The organism is Pseudomonas sp. 57B-090624, assembly GCF_003234055.1.
Lineage (GTDB): Bacteria > Pseudomonadota > Gammaproteobacteria > Pseudomonadales > Pseudomonadaceae > Metapseudomonas > Metapseudomonas tohonis.
In genome coordinates, this window is record NZ_QKRU01000064.1 from 1 (window position 1) to 23,765 (window position 23,765).

Here is a 23,765-nt window from a genome sequence, read left to right on the forward strand (position 1 = left end):
TCCGGCACCTTGGTGGCGCGCAGGGCGGCGATCTGTGCCGCCATGGCGTTCAGTGCGCGGGCCGCGTCGGCGTGGTTCTCCTGGCCGCAGGCCTGGTTGGCGCAGGTGCTGTCCACCACGCGCGGCGAGGAGAACAGCGGGGCCTGGACGCGGGCGTTGAACACATGGGGGTAGCCCATGATGGTGGAGAACTGGCCCTGCACACCGTAGCCACGGCTCCATTCGAAGGTGCCCTGGTGCCAGTCGGACTGGTAGTAGCCCTCGGTCTGGTCCTGCTCGTAGGAGTGGCGCAGGCCCATGTTGTGGCCGATCTCGTGGGCCATGGTGCTCAGGCTGCAGTCCACGCCGGTGATGGCGTAGGCGCTGTTGGCGGAGCCGGAATTGAAGGTGCCGCTGTTCTTCGGCCCGGAGAGCACGTAGCCGATGCCGCACACGCCGTAGCCCTGGCCGTCCTGGGTGCGGCCGATCAGGTGGACCATGTCGGCGCCGTAGGTTTCGCGCAGCTGCTGCACGCGGCTGTCGGCGGCGAAGGCGGCCAGGTCCTTGCTGGATACGGTGGGGTAACTGGCCCAGTCCAGCAGCTGGCGATGCACCAGGCGCAGGCGCAGGTCGACGTTGCTTTTCTTGTAGGCGTTGTTGGCGTACTCGATGTAGCTGGCGATGCGTGCGTCCATGTCGCGGCCGTTGGGCAGCGCCTGGGCGTCCTTGGTGTAGAGCACCAGGATGTCGACGGTGCGGGGCTCGGCCGCATGGGCGGCCTGGACGGCGACGGCCAGCAGGGCGCCGATGAAGAGTCTTTTCATGGGGGGACGTTCCTTGTTGGATCAGCCCTGGGCGGGCGGCGGCAGGGGAGGCAGTTGCTTGGCGTCGGGGGTGATGATCGGGTCCGGCGTGGCGCGCATCAGCAGCGCGTTCTGGTCGGTCACCTGGGTGGCGCCGGTGGCGTTGTCCACCACGAAGGACAGGGTCTGCTCGGGGGTGGCAAGGGTGATGTGGGTCTCCAGCTGGCCTTTCACCACGGTCAGGGTGTCGGCGTCGCTGCCGCCTTCCACCGGGCCGCTCCACACGGCGGTGCTGCCGGTGTTGTGGGTCTCGTCCAGCTTGGCTCGCAGGGGCTCCTGGCGGCCCGGCACGCCCAGTTGCAGGGTGCGGCCCACGGCGAGCGCGCCCAGCAGGTCGGGGGAGGTGCGGGTGTGGTAGACGGTCATGCCGTCCTGCTCCTCGGCCTGCAGGGCGTCAGGTGCCCACAGGGCCAGGGTGGCCTCGCCGTGGTCGTTCGCCGGTAGGGCGGGCGCAGCCTTGCCGGTGGCCTGCACCGAGCCCTGCGCCTGGTCGCCTGCGCCCGGCAAGGCGGGGAGGGCGATGCTGCCTGCGGCGGTCGGTGACGAGGCGACGGGGGGCTGTTCGCCTTGTGCCGGCGCGTCCTTGAGCAGGACGGCGAGCGTCGTGCCGGCCGTCACCAGGGCGACGGCCGGGTAGAGCCAGATTTTCCGCATGGGTTCTCCTTTCATGCACCCGGCATGGGCCGGGTAGTGGTGATCCGCCGGGGCACGTCCGTGATGCGCAGGCGGGGTCGATCAACGGGCAGGCAGAGGCCGGCCATTGAATTCAATGACGTCGGATGTTCGGTTGAGCAGGTGAAGTAGCGCCGTGATGAAGTGCGTATCACTTATTCAGACGTGGGGTGTTTGTTGAAGTTTAAAAGTTGGATTCAGTCATCAGATTGCCCGGATCTGGAAGTGTGAAAGTTCAAGTAAGGGAAATAAGGGAACGTGAAGTGGCGCTCATTTGAGCGGTTTCACAACGCCTTGTAATCAAAGGGATTTGTCGAACAACTCTGTCGATGATGGCGACCTGTTATCAGCAGTTTGCTGCGGGAAGCCGCCGGGTTTGGCCATTACCCATGATTGGCGCCTGGGCTGTCAAACCGGCAGTGTGCGAGAAATCCCAATTCTCCCGATGGTCATTGAGCAGCTGTTTAAGGTGGTGCGTGGTTCACCCGTGGAAGTTGAACGCGTTCAACTTTCTCGTGCCGTTCAATCGGGGTGAATGCGAGCAGCCAGAAGGCAGGAAGGGGCGCGGCTTGCTTGGAACCCGTCGCTGTTAATCGACGCCTGGCTAATAGCGAAAGCGTATTTATGCGCAATGAAGGCACTGTGATATCAATTTTCTGGCGTCAATAAATAGAACAACTGGCCGTTACCCCTCGCAACGGTCGAACCTGTTCCACGGTTCGTCAGGGATGCTTCTCCGTGGTTTCGCTGCCACCCGCTCATGCGGGTAGAACATGGGAAGGTCGTCATGCCCCGTACGTTGCTCTACCTGGCGGTTGCCCTGGTCACTTCAGGTGTCACCTTCGCCGTCCTCCTGCGCGATTCCCCACCGTCGGCGGCTCCTGTCGCCGAACGCGCGTCTGTGCCAATGCCCCCTGTAGACGCAGCACCGGCTGCGCCTGCGAGGGTGGCTGCTGCTGTCGCGGCCAGCCAGGCGCCGGTCGCGGTCAATGTCGTAGCGGCCCCCCGCAACCTTGCTGCGCCTGCGGTGCAGGCGGCGGGCGATACGGTGGTCGAACTCTGGGACAGCCAGTCCCTGGTGCCCGAGCAACAACAGGAAATGACCCTCTACCGCACCCAGGTGGCGACCACCTCCCTGGGCGCGCTGGCCGTCGGCAAGACCCTGCAGCTGGGCGTGCCCGGCCGCCAGGCGCCGCTGCGCGCCACGCTGGACGAGACCCACAACACCGGCGGCGCTGCCGTCTGGAGCGGCCCGGTGGAAGGTGGCCAGCCGGAAGACACCCTCACCGTGGTGCAGGGCCAGCTGGAAACCCACATCACCCTCGCCACCCGCGAGCAGACCCTCTCCATGGTGGTGGACAACGCCACCGGCAGCACCCTGGTGACCGACCAGAACCAGTTGCTGATGCGCGCCACCCCGGACGTGCTCATCACCCCCGACTCCACGCCGTTGCAGCCCCTCCCGCCGCCGACCCGCGGCTGAGCGCTACAGGAACGAAGACCATGAAGAAACTGCTCGCCTGCCTGGCCGTGATCCTGCTGGCCCCGTTCGCCCAGGCCGCCACCGAACCGCGCACCGTCGACCTGCTGGTGCTCTACACCAAGGACGCCCAGGCCCTGCCCAACGGCCGCGACATCAACGCCCGCATCGCCAGCTACATCGAGTACGCCAACAACGCGTTCAAGAAGAGCAACGTCAACCTGCGCCTGCGCCTGGTCAACGCCCAGCCGCTGACCTGGGCCAGCTACCCGACCATCTCCGACAAGGACCTCTCCGCCTTCGCCGCCGACCCGCGCGTGCAGCAGCTGCGCGAGACCTACGGCGCGGACGTGGTGCAGCTGATCAGCCGCACCCAGGTGGGGCAGGGCTACGGCGTGTGCGGCATCGGCTACGTGCTCTCCGGGCCGAAGAACAGCGGCACCTTCCAGAACGGTGCCTGGGCCAGTGCCTATGGCATCACCGGGGTGGACTGCAGCCTGAGCACCATGGCCCACGAGATCGGCCACAACCTGGGCCTGCGCCACTCCTATGAGCAGGACCAGACCGAGGGCTACTACACCTACCTGGCCCGGGGCATCCACCAGGGCACCTACGAATGGGGCCGGGGCTACGGCGTGCAGGGGCGCTACTCCACCATCATGGCCTACCCCCAGGTGTTCAACGCCACCGCGCAGGCGCCGCTGTTCTCAACGCCGGCAGTGGTGGACAGCACCTGCGCCAACCAGGCCTGCGGGCGAGCCGGCTTCGCCGACGCGGCCCGCGCGCTGAACGACATGGCCGCGCAGATCGCCACCTTGCGGCCGACCAAGGTGCCGGAGACGGTCAACCCGACCTCGACGCCCACGACCCCGGCCACACCTGCCACGCCGACCACACCCGCCACGCCGACGACCCCGGTGACCCCGGCCTGGTGCAGCAAGCCGGCGCTGAGCAGCCTGGTGACCAATGGCGAGTTCCGCACCCTGGATGGCTGGAAGGCCCTGCTCAACCTGGCCAAGCTCAGCACCCTCAACGTCGGCAAGACCTGCCGTGACGACGCCCTGCAGTTCGAGCTGCCGGCCGGCCGCGACGACGTGCTGGCCACCTCCGTGGGCGCACTGAAGGTCGGCGCCACCTACCGCCTCAAGGCCAAGGTGATGCTCAAGGGCACCAACGTGCGCGGCAACGTCTACCTGGGCATGCTCCACGAAGAGAATGCCGGCATCAGCTACAGCACGGCCAACGGTGTGATCAAGTCGGTGACCAGCAGCGAGTTCACCCCCATCGACATGACCTTCGTCTACCAGCCGCCGGCCAGCGTCATCCGCAACACCTACCTGGGCCTGGTCAGCGTCAACCGCCTGGCCGTGCTGCTGGATGAGGTGGAACTCAGCGAAGTGACCCCCGCCAAGCCCATCACCCCGACGACCGCGGCTGCTTTTGGCTGGAACTTCGACAGCGCCATCGGCGAGTGGACGGGCTTCTACGGCAGCACCCGGCTGACCGCCCTGGCAGCCACCGGCAAGTCCCTGGAGGTCTACGCCCGCAAGGCCGACGGCACCGGCGCCAGCCTGCTCCTGGCCGGCAAGGTGCAGCCGGGGCTTTCCTACCGCTTCGCCGCCGACGTGATGGTGAGCCGCACCGCCAGCGTGGCTGCGCTGGCCTATGCCTACCTCTACCTGGAAGACACCGCCGGCAGCGGGCGCCTGCTGTCCTTGGGCGTGGTCAATACCCAGGGCGGCACCTGGGGCAAGCTGCAGCAGAGCTTCCAGGTGCCGGCCGGAACCTACCGGCGCATGGAGCTGATGGTGCTCAGCACCCGTGCCGACCAGTCGCTGTACCTGGACAACGTCAGCCTCAACCGGCTTTAAGCCCGCACGCCCGGTCCCTGTTGCAGGGGCCGGGCTGTACGAGTGCAGCAACGCTCGGGTGTTTATTGAGTTCAGCGGATGTTTTTTGTTTCGCCCTCCCGGGCGAGTCCCTTTTCCAATCGTTGAAAAGGAACCAAAAAACTTGCCCCTGCATCCGGCCCGACTGCGTCGGGTCCCCTCACTCCATCGTCGTTCCAGGGGCACGCGCTGACGGGCCATCCCTGGCCCGGCAGCGCTCTCGCGACATCCATGTCGCTCAACCCCTTCCACGACGATTCCACTCGGCCTTCTGAAGGGGCGCTATCTGCTGCATCACCTTCTGAGTCAGGCACGGCAACAGAGTGCGCTTTGGATAGGGGATTGTTTTCGAGCAGAAGAAGTGCACTCAGGCCCATCCCGAGGCTGCTGCGCGCACTATCCGAGCGCTGGCCTATACCAAATCCGCCAATGCCACTATCGGTGGGCTTGGGGTTATCGCCACATGGATTTCGCATTTGCTCCCTAGCATCAGCCTCGTCGAGCCGTACCGCGCTTCCTGCGGTGCGCCAGTGTTCTGCGAGGTCCTGTCATGTCCGCCACCCCCTATCTGCAGGCTTGCGAAGTGCGCAAGCGCTTCGGCAGCTTCACCGCCCTGGACGGGGTGTCCCTGGACATCGCCGAAGGCGAGCTGGTGTGCCTGCTGGGCCCCTCCGGCTGTGGCAAGACCACGCTGCTGCGCTGCATCGCCGGGCTGGAGCGCCAGGACAGCGGCGTTCTGTACATGGGCGGGCGGGACATCTCCCACCTGCCGCCCCAGGCCCGTGACTACGGCATCCTGTTCCAGTCCTATGCGCTGTTCCCCAACCTCAGCGTCGAGCAGAACATCGCCTACGGCCTCACCGGCGCCAGCCGTGAAGAAGCCCGCCAGCGCGTGGCGCAGATGCTCGAGCTGGTGGGCCTGACCGGCAGCGAGAAGAAGTACCCCGGCCAGCTGTCCGGCGGCCAGCAGCAGCGCGTGGCCCTGGCCCGCGCCCTGGCGCCGTCGCCGTCGCTGCTGTTGCTGGACGAGCCCATGTCGGCGCTGGACGCCCGCGTGCGCGAGCACCTGTGCACCGAGCTGCGCCAGCTGCAGAAGCGCCTGGGCATCACCACCCTGATGGTCACCCACAACCAGGACGAGGCCATGCTCATGGCCGACCGCATCGCGGTGATGAACCACGGCCGGGTCGAGCAGTACGACACCCCCGAGACCATCTACCGGCGCCCGGCCACGCCTTTCGTGGCCAGCTTCGTCGGCCAGGGCAACTGGCTGCCCTTCGAGGGTCGCGAGGGGTGCCATGCCCGGGTCGGCGACCTGCGCCTGTGCCTGCCCGAACAGGCGGGCGAGGGCGCCAGTGGCCAGCTGTTCTGCCGCCCCGAGGCCATCGCCGTGGAGCCCGGCCAGGACGACGACAACCGCTTCCGCGCCCAGGTGCGCGAGATCACCTTCCTCGGCAACCGCTGCCGGGTGAGCTTCGAGCTGGACGCCTTGCCCGGCCACCCGCTGCTGGCCGAGCTGGACCCGGCGCAGATGCCGCGCCTCGGCGGGCCGGACATCTGGGTGGCGCTGCCGTCCCGCAGCCTGCAGGTGTTCGCCTGATGGAGCGCACCCTGGCCCTCCCGCAGAGCGCCCGCCGTCGCCCCGGCAACCTGGGGGACCGCTTGTTCATCCAGGGCGGCAAGTGCCTGTTCCTGGCCTTCCTCGCCGTCGCCGTGGTGCTGCCCCTGGCGGCCATCTTCTGGCGCGGCTTCAGCGGTGAAGCCGGGCAGGGCGGTGGCCTGGTGGCGGCCCGTGAGCTGCTGGCCAGCGCCAACTTCCACTGGCTGCTGGGCAACAGCCTCAAGGTCTCCCTCAGCGTCGCCGCCCTGGTGGTGCCGGTGGCCTACTTGTTCGCCTACGCCCTGACCCGCACGCTGATCCCGGGCAAGGGGCTGTGGCGCGGCATCTCCCTGTTGCCGCTGCTGGCGCCCTCGATGCTGCCGGGGATCGCGCTGATCTACCTGTTCGGCAACCAGGGCCTGTTGCGCGGCTGGCTGCCGGACAACATCTACGGCTTCTGGGGCATCGTCCTGGGCGAGGCCATCTACACCTTCCCCCATGCGCTGATGATCCTCATCTCGGCGCTGTCCCTGGCCGACGGCCGCCTGTTCGACGCCGCCTCCAGCATGGGCGCCGGGCCCTGGAAGGCTTTCCGCAGCATCACCTGGCCGGCCACGCGCCAGGCCGTGTTCGCCGCTTTCTGCCTGGTGTTCACCCTGACCATCACCGACTTCGGCGTGCCGGTGGTGGTGGGCGGCGACTATCAGGTGCTGGCCCTGGAGGCCTACAAGGCGGTGGTGGGGCAGCAGCAGTTCGGCCGTGGCGCGCTGATCGGCATGGTGCTGCTGCTGCCGGCCCTGCTCAGCTTCGGTGTCGATGCCTGGCTGCGCCGGCGCCAGGGCGATGCCATGAGCGGTCGCGCCCAGGTCCACCAGCCCAAGCCCTCGCGCCTGCGCGATGCCTGCTTCCTCGCCCTGGTGCTGCTGGTCTGCGCCGTGCTGCTGGGGGTGCTGGGCATGGCGGTGTACTCCTCGCTGGTGAAGTTCTGGCCCTACAACCTGTCGCTGTCCCTGCGCCACTACGCCTTCGAGGAGGGCGCCGGCGGCGGCTGGCTGGCGTACCGCAACAGCCTGACCCTGGCGACCTGCACCGCGCTGTTCGGCAGCGCGCTGATCTTCACCGGCGCCTGGCTGATGGAGAAGACCCACGGCCAGCGCGCCCTGAACCAGGTGCTGCGCCTGCTCAGCTTCGTGCCCATGGCGGTGCCCGGGCTGGTGCTGGGCCTGGGCTACGTCTTCTTCTTCAACCTGCCGGCCAACCCGCTGCATGGCCTCTACGGCAGCATGACGCTGCTGGTGGTGTGCTCCATCGCGCACTTCCTCACCACCGCGCAGATGACCGCCAGCACCGCGCTGCGCCAGCTCGACGGCGAGTTCGAGGCCGCCGCGCTGTCGCTGAAGATGCCGCTGTACCGCCACTACCTGAAGGTGACGCTGCCCATCTGCCTGCCGGCGCTGCTGGACATCGTCCGCTACCTGTTCGTCTCGGCCATGACCACCGTGTCCGCCGCGATCTTCCTCTACAGCCCGAGCAGCGTGCTGGCCGCCGTCGCCGTGCTGAACATGGACGACGCCGGCAACGTCGGCGGCGCGGCCGCCATGTCCACCCTCATCCTGCTCACCTCGGCCGCCGTCTCGCTGCTGCTGGCCGGGGCCTCGCGCGGCCTGCTGCGCCGCTCCCAGGCCTGGCGCCAGACCGCGCCCGGCCACTGATCCACGGAGATCCCCATGCATTACCAGACCCCCACGCACCTGCAGGCCGCCATCCTCGACTGGGCCGGCACCGTGGTCGACTTCGGCTCCTTCGCCCCCACGCGGATCTTCGTCGAGGCCTTCGCCAGCTTCGACGTCGAGATCAGCCTGGAGGAAGCACGCGGCCCCATGGGCATGGGCAAGTGGGACCACATCCGCACCCTGTGCGACGTGCCGGCCATCGCCGCGCGCTTCGAGCGCCGCTTCGGCCGGCTGCCCACGGACGCGGACGTCACCGCGATCTACGAGCGCTTCATGCCGCTGCAGATCGCCAAGGTCGGCGAGCACTCGGCGCTGATCCCCGGCGCCCTGGACGCCATCGCCGCCCTGCGCCAGCGCGGGCTGAAGATCGGCACCTGCTCCGGCTACCCCAGGGTGGTGATGGACAAGGTGGTGGAACTGGCCGCCGAGGCCGGCTACCGCCCGGACCACGTGGTCGCCACCGACGAGGTGCCCAGGGGCCGCCCGAGCCCGGCCCAGGCGCTGGCCAACGTCATCGCCCTCGGCCTCGACGACGTGGCCGCCTGCGTCAAGGTGGACGACACCGAGCCCGGCATCCACGAAGGCCGCAGCGCCGGCATGTGGACCGTGGCGCTGCGCTTCTCCGGCAACTTCCTCGGCCTCGACTTCGCCGCCTACCAGGCCCTGCCGGCCGCGCGCCTGGCCGAGGAGCGCGCTCGCATCGACGCGCTGTTCGCGCCGAGCCGCCCGCACTACCTGATCGATACCATCGCCGACCTGCCGGAGGTGATCGACCTGATCAACGCCCGCCTGGCGCGCGGCGAAACCCCTGCCAACGCATAACCACAGCAAGCCAAACCCGACCCCAGCACACCAACCAAGGAGCTTCACATGTTCAAGCGTCTCGCCTTCGCTGCCGCCGTTGTCGCAGGCTTCGCCCTGCAGGCCCAGGCCGCCACCGAGCTGACCGTCTACACCGCCCTGGAGGCCGAGCAGCTGGCGGCCTACAAGAAGGCCTTCGAGAAGGAAAACCCGGACATCGAGATCAAGTGGGTGCGCGACTCCACCGGCATCATCACCGCCAAGCTGCTGGCCGAGAAGGAACGCCCCCAGGCCGACGCCGTGTGGGGCCTGGCGGCCTCCAGCCTGGCCATCCTCGACCAACAGGGCATGCTCGAGCACTACGCGCCCAAGCACCTGGACGCCATCGGCGCCAACTACCGCGACGCCGCCAACCCGCCGGCCTGGGTGGGCATGGACGTGTGGGCCGCCACCATCTGCTTCAACACCGTCGAAGCCGAGAAGCAGGGCCTGACCAAGCCCGGCAGCTGGGAAGACCTGACCAAGCCCGAGTACAAGGGCAAGATCGTCATGCCCAACCCGGCGTCCTCCGGCACCGGCTTCCTCGACGTCAGCGCATGGCTGCAGACCTTCGGCGAGAAACAAGGCTGGGCCTACATGGATGCGCTGCACCAGAACATCGGCCAGTACGTCCACTCCGGCTCCAAGCCATGCAAGCTGGCCGCCGCCGGCGAGTTCCCCATCGGCATCTCCTTCGAATACCCGGCCGTGCAGCTGAAGCGCCAGGGCGCGCCGCTGGACATCGTCCTACCGAAGGAAGGCCTGGGCTGGGAAATCGAAGCCACCGGCGTGATCAAGGGCACCCAGCACGCCGACGCTGCCAGGAAGCTCGCCGACTTCTCCGCCAGCCCCGCCGCCATGGAGCTGTACAAGGAGAACTTCGCCGTCCTCGCCCAGCCCGGCATCGCCAAGCCGCAGACCGAACTGCCTGCCGACTACGAGCAGCGCCTGATCAAGAACGACTTCGCGTGGGCTTCGAAGAACCGCGATTCGATCCTCGCCGAATGGCGCAAGCGCTACGACGGCAAGTCCGAGAAGCTGCCGCAGTAAGCCCCAGCCCGTTCCCTTCGCCCTCTCTCTGCGGGGAGAGGGTCGGGGAGGACGGGCATCGAATTCCAGGAGATACCCATGCCCCTCCACGACACCGATATCGCCATCGTCGGCGCCGGCATCCTCGGCCTGTCCCACGCCTATGCCGCCGCCCGGCGCGGCCTCAAGGTCAGCGTGTTCGAGCGCAGCGACCGGCCCCTGGGCGCCTCGGTGCGCAACTTCGGCCAGGCGCTGATCACCGGCCAGGCGCCGGGCCCGATGTTCGCCCTGGCCCGTGAGGCGCGGACGATCTGGGCGGAGCTGGCCGAAGTGGCCGGCTTCCATATCCGCCGCAACGGTTCCCTGCTGTTCGCCCGCACCGAGGCGGAAGAGGAATTGCTGGAGGCCTTCTGCGCCACCCGCGCCGTCGAGCACGGCTACCGCGTCGAACTGCTGCGCGGCGAGCGCCTGCACGACCTCTACCAGGGCCAGTTCAGCCACCACCGCGTGGCCCTGCACGGCCTGGACGACCAGCAGCTGTATTCCCGCGAGGCCATCCCGGCGCTGGTGAACTACCTGCGTGACGAGCTGGGCGTGACCTTCCATTTCTCCACCCTGGTGCGCGACGTCGAGCAGAACCGCGTGCACACCAGCGCCGGCAGCTGCCGCGCCGAGCAGATCATCGTCTGCTCGGGCCACGACTACCTGACCCTGCTGGCCGAGCAGATCGCCCCGCTGCAGCCCAGCGTCTGCCGCCTGCAGATGCTCCGCGCACGCCCGGCGGTGGACATCGGCCTGCAGCACGCCGTGCTCACCGGCCTCAGCTGCGTGCACTACGGCGCCTTCTCCGACCTGCCGGAAGCCGAGGCCATCCGTGGCCAGATCGAGCAGCACACCCCCGAACTGGAACAGCACGGCATCCACCTGCTGGTCAGCCCCACGCCCTATGGCGAGCTGATCATCGGCGACTCCCACGACTACGGCCGCGACGCCTCGCCGTTCAACGCCGAAGCGGTGGACAACCTGATGCTCGACCTCGCCGAACACACCCTCGGCACCCGCCTGCAGGTGCTCGAGCGCTGGCAGGGCGTCTACGGCGCACGCGGCCCCGGCCCGTTCTCGGTGCTCAAGGCCATCCCCGGCGTCACCGCCGTGCTGATGCACACCGGCCTGGGCATGAGCATCGGCCCGGCGCTGGGCGAGCGCACCGTGGCATCGTTGTTGGGGTGAAGTGGGAGCGGGACATCCCGTAGGAGCGAGCTCTGCTCGCGAAGCGTTGTGCAGCGCCCATCGGTGGGCTGAAGCCCACCCTACGCCCACCCGGGCTGGCTGTAGGGCGGTGCTGCGCACCGCTTGGCGACTGAAGTCGCCCCTACAGTCGCCCCGGCTTTCCTCAGAAGCTCACCTCGGCGGTCTTCGCCAGCGTGGCGAACGGTCCCGACAGCGTCAGGTTGTGGTGGCGGATGATCGCCGAGGCATCCAGCGCCGGGGTGTCCATGCAGCTGTGGGCGTCTTCGACCAGCACCACGCGGTAGCCGAGCTCGGCGGCGGCGCGACAGGTGCTGTCGATGCAGTACTGGGTCTTCATGCCGGCTACCACGAGTTCGCCGATGGAGGCGTCGCGCAGCCAGTCGTCCAGGCGGGTGCCTGCGAAGCAGCTGGGGCGGTTCTTGTCGAAGATGCGATCGCGCGCCGGGTCCACGGCCAGGCGCGGGTGCAGCGACCAGCCCTTGCTGCCCGGTGCCACCGGCGAGCCTTCTGGGCCGGCGAAGCGTGCCGCGAAGATCGGTGTCCCGGAGGCGCGGGCGCGGGCGATCAGCTGGTTGACCCGGGTCAGCAGCAGTTCGGCCTGCCAGGGCTTGTCGGGTCCTTCGTAGAGCGCGACCTGCATGTCGATGATCAGCAGGGCGGATTTCCTCGGGTCGTGCATGGCATTTCTCCTTGAATGCCAGCGCCGCCGGGGCAAAAGAAAAGGCCCCGTCCATCGCTGGCGGGGCCTTGGGTCTTCTAGCGCTATCCGCTACGCACACCCGCTCGCCCCGCACATGGCGGTGGTGGAGGTGGTGGTAGTACGGCGGAGGGCGGCGTTCATGGCGTCGATACTGCTGGGGGCGCACCGACGCTGTCAACGCCTCCCGGGGTGCGGCTCGTCGGCCCGTGCGGTCGTGGCGCGGGCCTGCGCTATGGTGAAGGTCCATGCCCGCTGGGCATCCACTCGAAGGGAGGGCCCACGCCTTATCCCGCTCCTCCCGCCTATTGGAGGCAGAGCCATGAACAGCAGCAACCAGTGCACCCACCGTGACCACATCATCACCGCGCACCTGATCGAGCACCCGGGCATCCCCACGCCCTGGGCCGGCGGTGTGCACATCACCGCCCCCGATGGCAGCCGTACCCGGCGCATCCCGTTGCCGGCCAGCTCGGCCTTCCTCGCCGAGGAGGACAGCGCCCGCCGCGCCTCCCTGGCCCATGGCCGGTGGCTGGTGGACCAGAGCCTCGACCAGGGCCGCAAGCCTTCATGAGCTGCAGGCGGGGCCGCCTTCGCGGTGGTCCCGCGCTCCGCTCGTCCAGCACACTGAACCCCGAACGCAACTGGCCAGTCGTTACTACAACCCCCCTAGAGCCAGGAGAACGCCATGGTCGCCTTCGAACCCCAGTCCCGTGAAAACGCTGCCCGTCCTCATAACGTCGAGGGGTGGGAACGCTTCCTGTGCATCGCAGGCGGCCTGGTGATGGTCGGTACCGGGCTGCGCCAGGGTGGCCTGGTCGGGTGGCTGCGTGCCGGCGGGGGTGGCGTGGTGCTTGCCCGTGGCCTCACCGGGCATTGCCCGGCGAAGCGGGTGATCGCCGAACGTCGCGAGGAAATCGAAGCGCTCAAGGCGCGCATCGAAGAGGCCGCAGCGAAGTTGGCCGAGTTGCATCGCAACGCGTGAGCCGGAATTGGCGTCACCCCCAGGCAGGTGGGGGTGACGCCTTCGCGCCGCCCCGTCGCGAATGAATCGGCTCTGTGTGCGGTAGCTGTTTCGGACTCAACGAAAAGGCTCAAGCACGGCGCTTTCAGGGCTCATCTGGATTCCTGGCACGCCTACAGCATGGGTTTCGCTTCGCTCTACACCATCCTACGAAAGCGGCCAGCCGCGGCGTACGCCCCATCGATGGGCTGAAGCGGAGTTCCGCCCAGCCCATCCTGCGGTGCTACGTACCGTCTGGCGACTGAATTCACCCCTACACCTCCTGCGCATTGCGTGCCGGGGGCGTGTCGTCGTTCGGTTCGTGGATGCGGTACCAGGCGACGTAGAGGGCGGGCAGGAAGAACAGGGTGAGCAGGGTGGCGATGATGATGCCGCCGATCATGGCGAAGGCCATGGGGCCCCAGAACACTTCGCGGGCGATGGGCAGCATGCCCAGGCTGGCCGCTGCGGCGGTGAGGAGGATGGGCCGGGTGCGGTGGTGGGTGGCTTCGATCACCGCATCCCAGGGATGGGCGCCCTCGCGTTCGAACTCGTCGATCTGGGTCACCAGGATCACCGAGTTGCGGATGATGATGCCGATCAGCGCCAACACCCCGAGGATGGCCACGAAGCCCAGCGGCGTGCCCGTGGGCAGCAGCGCGAGCACCACGCCGATCAGGCCCAGGGGCGCCACGCTGGCCACCAGGAACATCTTCTGCACGCTCTGCAGCTGGATCATCAGGAAGGTCGCCATGAGGAACAGCATCAGCGGCACCACCTGGCCGATGGGCCCCTGGGCCTTGCCGCTTTCCTCGACCGTGCCGCCCGGGGTGATGCGGTAGGAGGCGGGCAGCCCGGCGGCGAAGTCGTCGACCTCGGGCTTGAGCCTGGCCATCAGGTCGGTGGGCTGCATGTCGCCGTGGACGCTGGCCTTGAGGGTGATGGTGGGTTTGCGATCGCGGCGCCACACCAGTGGCTGCTCCAGTTCGTAGCCCACGGTGGCGAAGGCCTTGAGCGGAATGGAGGTGCCGTTGGGGGTGACGATCTGCAGGTTTTCCAGGGTCTCCGGCGAGTTGCGCTCGCCTTCCTCGGAGCGGCCCACCAGGTTGACCAGGTAGATGCTATCGCGCACCTGGGTGATGGTGGCGCCGGTGACCACGCCGTTCATCATTTGCGCCACGTCCTCGGAAGAGAGGCCCAGCTGGCGTGCCTTGTCCTGGGCGATGTCGATCTTCAGCACGCGCCCGGGCTCGTTCCAGTCGTAGATCATCTCGCCGACGTTGGGGTTGGCGTCCAGCCGCGCGGCCAGGTCCATGGCGTACTCGCGCACCTTGTCGATGTCCGGGCCGCTGATGCGGTACTGGATCGGCCGGCCCACCGGTGGGCCCATCTCCAGGGGCTGCACGTAGCCGCTGATGCCGACGAACTCGTCGCGCAGGCGCTGCTTGAGCCGGGCGGAGAGGCGCTGCCGGGCGTCCAGGTCCCTGGCGACTATCACCAGCTGGCCGTAGTAGGGGTTCTGCAGCTGTTGGTCGAGGGGCAGGTAGAAGCGCACCGCGCCTTCGCCGATGTAGGAGCTCCAGCGCTGGATGTCGTCATCGCCCTTGAGCTTGGCCTCGAAGCGGTCCATCACCGCGCGGGTCTCGGCGATGCTGCTGTTCTGCGGCAGGTTCAGGTCCACCAGCAGCTCGGGGCGGTCGGAGGAGGGGAAGAACTGCTGCTGGACGAACTGCATGAGGAACAGCGAGCCGCCGAACAGCGCCACGGTGAGCAGGATGGTGGCCCAGCGGTGCCCCATGGCCAGGCGCAGGCCGCGGTCCATGAAGCGGGTCATGCGGCCCTTCTTCTCTTCCTTGTGCTCGAGCGTGGCGGGCAGCACGTGCACGGCGATCACCGGGGCGAAGAGCACCGCGACCACCCACGACAGCAGCAGGGCGACGGCGATCACCGCGAACAGGGTGAAGGTGTATTCGCCCGCCGAGCTGGCGTTGAGGCCGATGGGCACGAAGCCGGCCACCGTCACCAGGGTGCCGGTGAGCATGGGGAAGGCGGTGGAGGTGTAGGCGTAGGTGGCGGCGTCGTGCCGCGAGTCGCCCAGCTCCAGGCGGGTGACCATCATCTCCACCGTGATCATGGCGTCGTCCACCAGCAGGCCGAGGGCGATGATGAGGGCGCCGAGGGAGATGCGCTGCATGGTGATGCCGCTGTATTCCATGAACACGAAGACCAGGGCCAGCACCAGGGGGATCGAGCAGGCCACCACCAGGCCGGCGCGCACGCCGAGGCTGATGAAGCTCACCACCAGGACGATGATCACCGCCTCGAACAGGGCGCTGGTGAAGCCGCCGATGGCCTTCTCCACCACCTCGGCCTGGTTCGATACCTGGTGCACGCCGACGCCGATGGGCAGCTCGTTGGTGACCTCCTGCATGCGTGCATGCAGCGCCGCGCCGAAGGTCTGGATGTTGCCGCCATCACGCATGGCCACCGCCAGGCCGATGGCGGGCTCGCCGTTGAAGCGGAACAGCGAGGTGGGCGGGTCCTGGTAGCTGCGCTGGATGCTGGCCAGGTCGGCGAGGCGGTAGAAGCGGTCGTTGATGCGCAGGTTGACCGCCTCCAGGTCCGCCTGGGAGCGGAACTCGCCGGAGGTGCGCACGGAGATGCGCTCGGCGCCGGCCTCGATCACCCCCGAGGGCGTCACGCTGTTCTGCGCCTGCAGGCTCTGCATCACCTGGCGCTGGTCGAGGCCCAGGGCGGCCAGCTTGCGGGTGGAGAAGTTGAGGTAGAACACCTCGTCCTGTTCGCCGATCAGCTGCACCTTGCCCAGGTCCTTGACGCTGCGGATGTCCAGGCGCACGCGCTCGACGTAGTCGCGCAGCTGGCGGTAGCTGAGGCCGTCGCCGGTGAAGGCGTAGAGGCTGCCGTAGACGTCACCGAACTCGTCGTTGAACGCCGGGCCCTGCAGGCCCTGGGGGAACTGGCCGCGGATGTCGTCGATCTTCTTGCGCACCTGGTACCAGATGTCGGGTATCTCGGCGCCGTCGGTGGTGTCCTTGAGGTAGACGAAGACGGTGGATTCCCCCGGGCGCGTGTAGCTCTTCACGTAGTCGAGGCTGTCCAGCTCCTCGAGCTTCTTCTCGATGCGGTCGGTGACCTGCTCCAGGGTGTCGTTGACCGTGGCGCCGGGCCAGCGGGTCTGGATGACCATGGTCTTGATGGTGAAGGCCGGGTCTTCCTCGCGGCCCAGTTCGAAATAGGAGAAAACACCCATCACCAGCGCCACCGCCATCAGGTACCAGGCGAACGACTGGTGGCGCAACGCCCATTCCGAGAGGTTGAAGCCGCCCTTGGCATCACTCATGGCCGATCCCCTTCATCCAGTTTCACTGCTTGGCCTTCCTTGAGGCTGTTGACCCCGGCGCTGACCACCCGCTCGCCGTCGGCGAGCCCCTTGCCGATCAGCACGCGCTCCTCTTCGCGGCTCAGCACCTGCACCTCGCGGCGGTGCACCACGGCGGCCTGTTCGTCCACCACCCAGACCTGCCCACGGTCCTGCGGCGCGCCGGGCTCCGCGTGCATCAGCACGCTGGCGGGCAGGCTGGCGCGCGGGGTCACCGGGCTGCTCAGTTCCACCCGCACCGTGGTGCCGAGGCGGAAGCTGTCCGGGGTCTGCTCCAGGCTCAGGCGCACGCGGCGGGTGCGGGTGGCGGCGTCGGCCTGGGGCGCCATTTCGCGGATGCGCCCGGTGGTGGAGGCGTTCTCCTGCAGCTGGGCGCTGACGAGGAAGGTGGCGTCCTCGGGCAGGGCGGCGACGAGGTCGTCGGGCAGGTCGAACACCGCCTCGCGCACTTCGGGGCGTGCCAGGGTCACCACGTCCTGGCCGGCGGCGACCACTTGGCCGGCCTCGGCGCGCCAGGCGGTGACGACGCCGTCGAAGTCGGTGGTGAGGTGTGTGTAGTCGAGCTGGTCGCTGGCCTGCTGCACCGCAGCGCGGGCCTGGTCGAGGCTGGCGCGGCTGGTCTGCAGGCGGGTGCGGGCAGCGTCGAGGTTGGCCTTGGCGCCGACGCCCCGGGCGAACAGTTCCTCCTGGCGGCGGGCATCGGCCTGGGCGTCGATCCACTGCGCTTCGGCGCTGGCGCGGTCGCCCTCGCTGGCACGCAGGCGGTTCTGCTGGTCGGTGGGGTCAAGGGTGGCGAGCAGGGCGCCCTTGGCCACCTTGTCGCCGACATCCACCGCACGCGAGGCGATGCGGCCGTTGGTGCGGAAGCCCAGGGTGGTTTCGTAGCGCGCCTGGATGGTGCCGGCGAAGCGGCCGACGCTCTCCTGGTGCTGGCTCTCCACCACCACGCTGAGCACCGGGCGCGGCGGGGGCGGTGTCCGCTCCTTCTCGCCGCAGCCGGCCAGCAGCAGGGCGCCGAGCGGCAGGAGGCAGGCGATGCGGGTGGCGTCATTCATGGGGCACGCTCCCTTCGACCTGGGGCTGTGGCGCCGGCTCGGCGCGGTCCTCTCGCACCGCTGCGGCCTTGTCCGGTTCGGCGGCCTGTTCGGCGCGGGCGATTTCCACCTGCTGGCCGGGGTGCAGCAACTGGCCGCCGGCGATCACCACCTTCTGGCCTGCTTGCAGGCCCTGGCCCACCAGTACCTTGCCGCTGGCGTAGCGCACTGCGCCGACCTTCTGCAGCGCCACCCGCTGGTCATCACCCACCCGCCACACCGCCGGCTCGCGGCCGGCCTTGGTCAGCGCCGACCAGGGCAGCACGACCCCGTCGCCGCTGCGCGGGCGGAGGCGGGTGGTGACCACGGCGCCCAGGTTCATCTGTGGCGGCACGTCCTGCAGCGCCACCTTGACCTTGAGGGTGCCGCTCTGCGGGTCGATGGTCGGGGTGATCTCGCGCACCTCGCCCCTGGCGGTCACCTGCGGCTGGCCGAGGAGGGCGACGGTCACTTCCTGGCTCTCCAGTTGCTGGTCGAACAGCGATTCGTAGACGTTGAACACGGCGTCGCGCTCGCCTTCGCGGGCGAGGGTGAAGATCGGCACCGTGGCCTGCACCACCTGGCCGACTTCGGCGTGGCGGCTGGTGATCACGCCGTCGGTCGAGGCCTTGAGTTCGGTGTAGGCGAGCATGTCGCGGGCGTTGGCGGCCTGGGCCTCGGCGGCGTCCAGGGAGCTGCGGGTGGCGCGCAGCTGGGCTTGCGCCTGGTCGAACTCGCTCTGGCTGGTGTAGCCCTTGGGCAGCAGCTTGCGCTGGCGCTCGAAGGCCAGTTCGGCCTCCTTGAGCTGCGCGCGCTGGGCGGTGACGGCCGCATTGGCGGTGTCGAGGTTGCTGCGCTGCTCCTGCGGGTCGAGGCGCGCCAGTACCTGCTGGGCCTTGACCGGGTCACCCACGTCCACCAGGCGCTCGATGATCTTGCCGCCCACGCGGAAGGCCTGCTGCGCCTCGACGCGGGCCTGGATGTCGCCGGTGAGGCGCACTTCGGCGCTGAAATCGGCCTCCTCGATGTTCTGCACCAGGACCCGTTGCACGGGCTTGGGCGTCTCCTGTTCCTGGCAAGCGGCCAACAGCAATGCGGCCAGGAGGCCGGTGGCGATGCGAATGTTCCTCGATGAGGGGGTGTGCAGCGGGTTCATCCCTGGACCAGGCCTCCGGTGGCGAATGCGACGTGAATGGCGCCGAGCGCGCAGCGAAGCGGTGGCGCCGATGGCAATTCGAGGGAGGCGGCCGGAGGAAAGTTCAAGTCGGGGAGGGCGTTTGGCGGTGAACTCATCGGCGGTGGTGCCAGTCAGCTCAGATACACCCGCCAACGCCGAGGTAACCGATATGGCGCACTGGATCATCACCTATCAAAAGGACAACAACACCTCGAAGCTGGACATCGAGGCGGCGAGCAAACCGGATATGGAAGACGCCAACCGCCAGTTGCTGGCGTGGGCCGAGGGCAACCTGCCCGCCGGGGAATTCGCCGAGTGCGAGGACCCCAGCCACGAGCCGGCGATACAGCTGCTCAAGCGCTACGGCATCACCCTCACCGGCATCGCACGCGGCTGAGTTCCGAGGTCTTCTTCGGTGGGTTGCCTTTCGGGCTAGTCGCCCGACGGCTCGTAGTAACGCCGGGTGGGCGGATAGCGCAGCTCCTGCTCGACGCTGCCGTCCTCCCCGTGCACCTTCACCGTGCCTGCGCGGTGCTGCATGAAGCTCTCGATGCTGTCGAGTAGTACGGCTTTCTCGCTGGCGGTCTTGGACGGGCGCGTTGCACCTTCCTTGCGCAACTCCCACCCCTTTTCCGTGGGGGAAATGTGATAACAGCCCATGTGGATCTCCAGTTCGTTCAACGTCGACGGTCTTGATGCCGTTTGCGCCCCCAGGCGCCTCTCAGGGACTTATAGAACCGGTGGTGCCGGACAGGTTCCGCCTTTGTGCCGTTGCGTGTTCTTTCAGGGCTTGCGGCGGATACGCCCGCGTGACGCCTCCCTGGCGAGCGCTGCCAGGCGCTCGGCGTCGCTTTGCGGGGCTTGGGGCACGGTCAGTTGCCCTCCGGGAAGGCGTCGTCGTCTCCACCCGGGTCCTGCTCGAGCATGTGCTCCAGCTCGTCGATCAACTGGCCATTGAGGGCCTCGAACTGTTCGTGGCTGGCCCAGTGGCGGGGGAAGAGGCCGGAGACGATGGTCAGGCGGCCGGTGCGCAGGTCGCGCAGCGACAGCACCACGTCGTCGTCGCGGAACTTGACCACGCACAGGTGGTTGTCCAGCCGGGCGTCCAGCCTCTGCTGCAATTCTTCGGCTGACGGTTGAAAAGCCATGGCTACGTCCAGGTACGGGTGGGTCCACCCAAAAAAGAAGCCCGACGCATGCCGCAGCGACCGGGCCTCAAGTTGGGATACGCGTGAGTTGCTATTGAGAAGTCCGGGAGCGGGTGTGAGTTCAGCCTTATTGCACTGGCGACGGAGGCCGTTCGTCCGCTGCAATGGTTTCAATATCATCGAGATGACGCGCTGATATCAGGCGATTGCTCGACCGCCTGCCCGAATGGGATCGACGCGCACCGTTAGCGCGCAGCCCGCCCCCGATCATCGCATCGCACCTGTGCGCGTCATTGCAAGTTGCCCGAATCGTGCAGATTGCCCGTGCAGAATGCATGGGCACGACCCCGTTCAAGGGCGCGGGTTCCCCGGACTCTTGGGTGGTTTGCCATCGTGTCGATATCAGGTTGTGGCGTTTTTCCTGTGCAGGGAGGCGCGGGCGTGCAGGTCGACCGCTGAAAACCTGTATTGGCATGTTTATCGCTAGTTGCCTGTGCTCCCCTGGGGGTTGAAGACTTTTTCCGAGCCTGTCCGACCGGCTTCCGGAGGCATCAGGATGATCACGTCTCTTGCACACCTGACCCTGTACTCGCCCGCGCTGGCCGACGGCGTCGTGCGGCTCGAGCCGCGTGCGGTGACGCTCGACTTCGGCCTGGAGCAGTTCGAGGGTTGGGCGGCGCTGAACGGGCTCGCCGGGCGCATCAGCTTCGCGGGGGCGGCGCCGGAGAACTGGAACCGTACGCGGCTGATCGAACTGGAGCCGCTGGACCCCGGGCAGGCCAAGGCGATTTTCGAGGTGATGGCCGAGCGGCCATCCATCAGGGGCGTGGACGGCGCATCGGTATTCCCGGTACGCCTGCTCTGACCCCGATTGCGCGCGGCCCGAATTCACGCGGCCGGCATGACCGTAACAAGGAGGCTGTTGATGAAAACTGCACTGTCTGGCAAGGAACTGGACCTGATGCTCGCGCGCGCCATCCCCAGTTGCAGGGTGGAAAGCCGGACACTCACGGACGGCACCTTCAGCCTCTTCGTGCATAACCCGGCGACCCATGAACACTTCACCGTGGCCGGGCTCAACCTCGTCGATTACCAGGACCCCAGCGCCGTGTTGCGCCTGGGCAAGCAGGTGTTCGAAGACATGGTGCTGCTCCAGGCCGGCTGCGGCAGCCGGCGTATCGTCAAGCTCGCCAGCGCCCAGGAGCCGGGGATTCGCCAGGCGGGCTGATGCTGTTTCCGCCGGGGCGATCGTGTCCCGGTGAGTTGCATCACCACCCCCCTGGGCTGCCCCGACTGGAGCGTCTTGTTCCTACATGGGAATAGGACTTTCCAGTCGCTCGCCGCACTCAGCTAAAAAACGCACCGGCCGACCTTGAGGGAACACCCCAGAAAGGAGAGGTCGTCATGGAGATCACGAGCAACCTGTCGTTATGGCCCACGCGCTCGGATACCTGGGTCGCCGAAGTGGCCAAGGCGGGCGAGTCGGCTCGAGCATTGGCGCTGCCGGAGGCACTGCCGCAGGAAGGTCTGGATCGAGTCATCGAAAGCCATACCTACAACCGGTTGGCGCAATTGCCAACGGGGCCGCAGGTCAGTTTCGATCTTGAGATATGGGCCATCGAACAGGTGATGCGCCCGCCCAAGGACAATGCGCGTCCGCTGGAAATCATCGATGCGGAGCTCAATTTGGCGCATGCGGGGTTTCAGGCGATCTACGGCAGCATGTTGAGAGAGTTGTCGGGGCGGGAGCCGGTTATGCGTGACGGATTGGTCGGTATATCGGTCGATAGCGCAGGCAACATCATCGTCAGTAATCACAATGGCTTACTCAGGGATGATGTGGCGAAACGGCTGTCTGCACGAATGAACGCTTCCACCGAATTGCTGCAGTACGCCAATCGTTATGTGGAGTTGGCCATCGAGCGTATCGAGTCGGATATGAACGTGGACTTCGATGGGTTCGGCCGTTATCACTTGGACAAAAGCAATTTCTCGAGCGTTGTCAGAGCCCTTGAGTACAACAGCCTTCAGGCCCATCTGATCTCATGGGGTGTCGTACGTTATGGACACTGGACCGAGCGACGGATTCATCCGCCAGCCTAGTTGGAATGTGCGGGCTTATTAGCCCGCACAAAGCTGAAGAATTAACGCTCGCTCTTAATAAGAGTCTGTTGACATAGATGCCCTAAAACTACGGAATTCTCTGGGCTGCCGACTCCTACACTCGGGTCTTCGTTAAGCCTTAGGTACCATGAGCCGTAGTTGTAGTCAGTTTTCCACGTATTCCTGTAAGTTCCCGAGTAGTCGACAAAGGTCGTGCTCCAGTCTCCATAGCAAGCCCCCAGATTTATGGTGCCACGAGCCCATCCATTGATATCAGTTTTTGCAGGATGCGAACTATAAGGCTCCTGCCCGAGACGCGTTCGCGGTAACAGATGGAGTACGGGTGTGACCCCCTTTATCGGAGTGTTGGTGCTGTCTGTCAGCAACATCGACCACTTCACCTGTTTATAAGCCTGTGTCGTCATGTATCGCTGCCCATATGCCAATGGAGCGGAGTATGGAATGCGAAGGGCATTCGACTCTCCCTCAACGTAGTGATTACGCATGAAGGGCGTTGAGCCGATAGTCAGGCGATAGCGCAGATGGGGAGTCAACGCCACTGCCGGGTTGGGGCGACCCCGAACTTGGAGGCGCTCATTAGCTGGCAGCCCGTTGATATTCAGTCGCATGTCCTTGGTCTCCTGCTGCCAGACACCGTTGTTGTAGACCTCCAGCAACCAGCGATTGCTCGTCCCTGAATCCTCCCCCGTCAGCATGAGCCGCAGGGTCTGCCCACGAACACTGGTGAACTCGTAATAGTCGTAATCCCAGGCGCTGTCCGAGTTACCCGTGATGACGTTCAGGGTGTCGGGCAGGACGGTGGCTGACTCGGGGCTGTCGTTGGGTTCATAGGCATCGATCGGGGCGGCGACCAGTGCGCCGAAGCCGACGGGCGAGCCGTCAGAGGCAAGGGCGTTCATCAGCCAGTAGTAATGACCGGGTGGCGTGACGGCAAGGATCGATTCGTCCGCATTGCCGGGTTGGCTGGAATGCCCAACCAACTGAAGGTTGCCATTACCGTCGTCTCTCAAAAGGAAGAGTTCGAAGTCAGTGCCTGGGCTCTGCTCTGTGACAACGGCTTCGGTCTTGGAATGCTGGCCGATTTCGAAGTGGTAGCAGTAGCTGCCCCTCGTTGCACGCCGGAAAGGGTGTACAGCTGGTTGATTGAAAGCGATGTGCAAAGCGGGGTGTAGGCGTTGCTGCGTGCTTGCAGGCTGTTGCTTCCGCTCACGGGAGCCTTGGGCACTGGAGCGGCTGGATCAGGCGCCTCCTGCTCCGGTACTGATGGGACCGGGAGAGTGGTGGGGAGGTTGCCGGGTAATGGCACCTGCCGCAGGACGGCGGGTGGCGCAAAATGGGATTCGGCAGTAATGGTGCTACCCGGCGGCAGCTTGGGGGTGTCGGCCAGCGAGTTGGAAGCATGGGCGCCAAGCATGGCCAGCAGCATTAGCTGGGGAGCGCGGAGCGTGGTTTTGAGGGGTGGCATCGGCTTCATCCTTGTGTCTGTAGAAGGGCGAGCGCAGATGCTAGGGCGACCCCGTAGATCACCATCCGGCGCGGCGTCAGTGGTTTTTGCCGCAGTTTTAGAGCAGGTGCTTGTATGGCAAGGCGTCGCGGGAAATGGGTAAAGAAATCTGACCGGCAGATTGCCCCGCAGGCGCATCGGGCTCAGGCCTGTTCCTTCAGGGGGATAGGCGCAATGACGGGGGTGCTCATGCCGCTGTCGGTAGGCACGGCCAGGCTGGCAATGGCAGGCGTCGAGGCGATGCGATCGCCCAAGCAGGCGCTCATGTGCGAAGGCGGCGTTGGATGTATGAGGCTGAGCCGA

24 protein-coding genes are annotated in these 23,765 nt (G+C 66.8%); 14 read left to right on the plus strand and 10 right to left on the minus strand.

What is annotated here, in order from left to right; translation table 11 throughout:
• Positions 1-803 (minus strand): zinc-dependent metalloprotease family protein (locus DMX10_RS24725; RefSeq protein WP_256604857.1); only part of this gene is annotated, 803 nt, incomplete at its 3' end.
• A gap of 21 nt (positions 804-824) precedes the next feature.
• Entirely contained in the window at positions 825-1,496 is a 672-nt protein-coding gene (locus DMX10_RS24730; protein WP_111263585.1) for a hypothetical protein, read from the minus strand.
• Positions 1,497-2,460: 964 nt separating this feature from the next.
• On the opposite strand from DMX10_RS24730, the gene DMX10_RS24735 reads away from it, so the two are divergent.
• The 7 genes from DMX10_RS24735 (at position 2,461) to DMX10_RS24765 (ending at position 11,315) form a co-directional block, all read left to right on the plus strand.
• Positions 2,461-2,997 carry a hypothetical protein gene (locus tag DMX10_RS24735; protein ID WP_146603058.1) on the plus strand — a complete coding sequence of 179 codons (537 nt, stop codon included), beginning with the start codon at positions 2,461-2,463 and terminating at the stop codon, positions 2,995-2,997.
• A gap of 20 nt (positions 2,998-3,017) precedes the next feature.
• Positions 3,018-4,865 carry a zinc-dependent metalloprotease family protein gene (locus tag DMX10_RS24740; protein ID WP_111263587.1) on the plus strand — a complete coding sequence of 616 codons (1,848 nt, stop codon included), beginning with the start codon at positions 3,018-3,020 and terminating at the stop codon, positions 4,863-4,865.
• A 568-nt stretch (positions 4,866-5,433) separates the two neighbouring features.
• The gene (locus tag DMX10_RS24745; RefSeq protein WP_069563062.1) at positions 5,434-6,483 is read left to right on the plus strand and encodes a putative 2-aminoethylphosphonate ABC transporter ATP-binding protein; all 1,050 of its coding nucleotides are present in this window, start codon (positions 5,434-5,436) and stop codon (positions 6,481-6,483) included.
• Positions 6,483-8,195: a putative 2-aminoethylphosphonate ABC transporter permease subunit gene (locus DMX10_RS24750; protein ID WP_111263588.1), complete on the plus strand. Its 1,713-nt coding sequence runs from the start codon at positions 6,483-6,485 to the stop codon at positions 8,193-8,195. The genes DMX10_RS24745 and DMX10_RS24750 overlap by 1 nt, the downstream gene beginning before the upstream one ends.
• A 15-nt stretch (positions 8,196-8,210) precedes the next feature.
• A complete protein-coding gene (gene phnX / locus DMX10_RS24755) occupies positions 8,211-9,038 on the plus strand; it encodes a phosphonoacetaldehyde hydrolase (RefSeq protein WP_111263589.1) in 828 nt (275 codons plus the stop codon).
• 48 nt (positions 9,039-9,086) lie between these two features.
• Positions 9,087-10,106 carry a putative 2-aminoethylphosphonate ABC transporter substrate-binding protein gene (locus DMX10_RS24760; protein ID WP_044403131.1) on the plus strand — a complete coding sequence of 340 codons (1,020 nt, stop codon included), beginning with the start codon at positions 9,087-9,089 and terminating at the stop codon, positions 10,104-10,106.
• A gap of 78 nt (positions 10,107-10,184) precedes the next feature.
• A complete protein-coding gene (locus DMX10_RS24765; protein WP_111263590.1) occupies positions 10,185-11,315 on the plus strand; it encodes a TIGR03364 family FAD-dependent oxidoreductase in 1,131 nt (376 codons plus the stop codon).
• 163 nt (positions 11,316-11,478) lie between these two features.
• Here the strand turns inward: DMX10_RS24765 and DMX10_RS24770 are convergent, their stop codons facing one another.
• Positions 11,479-12,015 carry a cysteine hydrolase family protein gene (locus tag DMX10_RS24770; RefSeq protein WP_111263591.1) on the minus strand — a complete coding sequence of 179 codons (537 nt, stop codon included), beginning with the start codon at positions 12,013-12,015 and terminating at the stop codon, positions 11,479-11,481.
• A 340-nt stretch (positions 12,016-12,355) separates the two neighbouring features.
• Between DMX10_RS24770 and DMX10_RS24775 the strand changes: the two genes are divergently transcribed.
• Together DMX10_RS24775 and DMX10_RS24780 are read left to right on the plus strand one after the other, a co-directional pair.
• Positions 12,356-12,607 (plus strand): hypothetical protein, encoded by a 252-nt coding sequence (locus DMX10_RS24775; protein ID WP_111263592.1) that lies wholly within the window; start codon positions 12,356-12,358, stop codon positions 12,605-12,607.
• Between the two features lie 114 nt (positions 12,608-12,721).
• Positions 12,722-13,018: a DUF2892 domain-containing protein gene (locus DMX10_RS24780; RefSeq protein ID WP_111263593.1), complete on the plus strand. Its 297-nt coding sequence runs from the start codon at positions 12,722-12,724 to the stop codon at positions 13,016-13,018.
• Between the two features lie 292 nt (positions 13,019-13,310).
• Here DMX10_RS24780 and DMX10_RS24785 read toward each other — a convergent pair whose 3' ends face one another.
• From DMX10_RS24785 to DMX10_RS24795, 3 genes are read right to left on the minus strand one after another with little or no spacing between them, the layout of a single operon-like run.
• Positions 13,311-16,397: an efflux RND transporter permease subunit gene (locus tag DMX10_RS24785; RefSeq protein ID WP_111263594.1), complete on the minus strand. Its 3,087-nt coding sequence runs from the start codon at positions 16,395-16,397 to the stop codon at positions 13,311-13,313.
• Positions 16,394-17,491 carry an efflux RND transporter periplasmic adaptor subunit gene (locus DMX10_RS24790; RefSeq protein WP_111263595.1) on the minus strand — a complete coding sequence of 366 codons (1,098 nt, stop codon included), beginning with the start codon at positions 17,489-17,491 and terminating at the stop codon, positions 16,394-16,396. The genes DMX10_RS24785 and DMX10_RS24790 overlap by 4 nt, the downstream gene beginning before the upstream one ends.
• Positions 17,484-18,665: an efflux RND transporter periplasmic adaptor subunit gene (locus DMX10_RS24795; RefSeq protein WP_111263596.1), complete on the minus strand. Its 1,182-nt coding sequence runs from the start codon at positions 18,663-18,665 to the stop codon at positions 17,484-17,486. The genes DMX10_RS24790 and DMX10_RS24795 overlap by 8 nt, the downstream gene beginning before the upstream one ends.
• A gap of 190 nt (positions 18,666-18,855) precedes the next feature.
• On the opposite strand from DMX10_RS24795, the gene DMX10_RS24800 reads away from it, so the two are divergent.
• Positions 18,856-19,083, plus strand: a complete 228-nt coding sequence (locus tag DMX10_RS24800) for a hypothetical protein (protein WP_111263597.1) — start codon at positions 18,856-18,858, stop codon at positions 19,081-19,083.
• A 35-nt stretch (positions 19,084-19,118) separates the two neighbouring features.
• Here DMX10_RS24800 and DMX10_RS24805 read toward each other — a convergent pair whose 3' ends face one another.
• On the minus strand, positions 19,119-19,346 hold the full coding sequence (locus DMX10_RS24805; protein ID WP_111263598.1) for a DUF2188 domain-containing protein: 228 nt from the start codon (positions 19,344-19,346) through the stop codon (positions 19,119-19,121).
• Positions 19,347-19,558: 212 nt separating this feature from the next.
• Complete coding sequence (locus tag DMX10_RS24810) at positions 19,559-19,834, minus strand: hypothetical protein (RefSeq protein WP_146603059.1); 276 nt, start codon at positions 19,832-19,834, stop codon at positions 19,559-19,561.
• 556 nt (positions 19,835-20,390) lie between these two features.
• On the opposite strand from DMX10_RS24810, the gene DMX10_RS24815 reads away from it, so the two are divergent.
• The 3 genes from DMX10_RS24815 to DMX10_RS24825 all read left to right on the plus strand — a co-directional run bounded on the left by DMX10_RS24815 (position 20,391) and on the right by DMX10_RS24825 (position 21,937).
• On the plus strand, positions 20,391-20,699 hold the full coding sequence (locus DMX10_RS24815) for a hypothetical protein (protein ID WP_111263600.1): 309 nt from the start codon (positions 20,391-20,393) through the stop codon (positions 20,697-20,699).
• A gap of 60 nt (positions 20,700-20,759) precedes the next feature.
• Positions 20,760-21,062, plus strand: coding sequence for a hypothetical protein (locus DMX10_RS24820; protein ID WP_111263601.1), 303 nt, complete (start codon positions 20,760-20,762; stop codon positions 21,060-21,062).
• A gap of 176 nt (positions 21,063-21,238) precedes the next feature.
• Entirely contained in the window at positions 21,239-21,937 is a 699-nt protein-coding gene (locus DMX10_RS24825) for a hypothetical protein (RefSeq protein ID WP_111263602.1), read from the plus strand.
• A gap of 41 nt (positions 21,938-21,978) precedes the next feature.
• On the opposite strand, the gene DMX10_RS24830 is transcribed toward DMX10_RS24825, so the two are convergent.
• Positions 21,979-22,938 carry a hypothetical protein gene (locus tag DMX10_RS24830; RefSeq protein ID WP_111263603.1) on the minus strand — a complete coding sequence of 320 codons (960 nt, stop codon included), beginning with the start codon at positions 22,936-22,938 and terminating at the stop codon, positions 21,979-21,981.
• Between DMX10_RS24830 and DMX10_RS24835 the strand changes: the two genes are divergently transcribed.
• Positions 22,927-23,130 (plus strand): hypothetical protein, encoded by a 204-nt coding sequence (locus tag DMX10_RS24835; protein WP_111263604.1) that lies wholly within the window; start codon positions 22,927-22,929, stop codon positions 23,128-23,130. The genes DMX10_RS24830 and DMX10_RS24835 overlap by 12 nt on opposite strands.
• 475 nt (positions 23,131-23,605) lie before the next feature.
• On the opposite strand, the gene DMX10_RS33290 is transcribed toward DMX10_RS24835, so the two are convergent.
• On the minus strand, positions 23,606-23,728 hold the full coding sequence (locus DMX10_RS33290) for a hypothetical protein (RefSeq protein ID WP_256604858.1): 123 nt from the start codon (positions 23,726-23,728) through the stop codon (positions 23,606-23,608).
• Positions 23,729-23,765 lie beyond the last annotated feature (37 nt).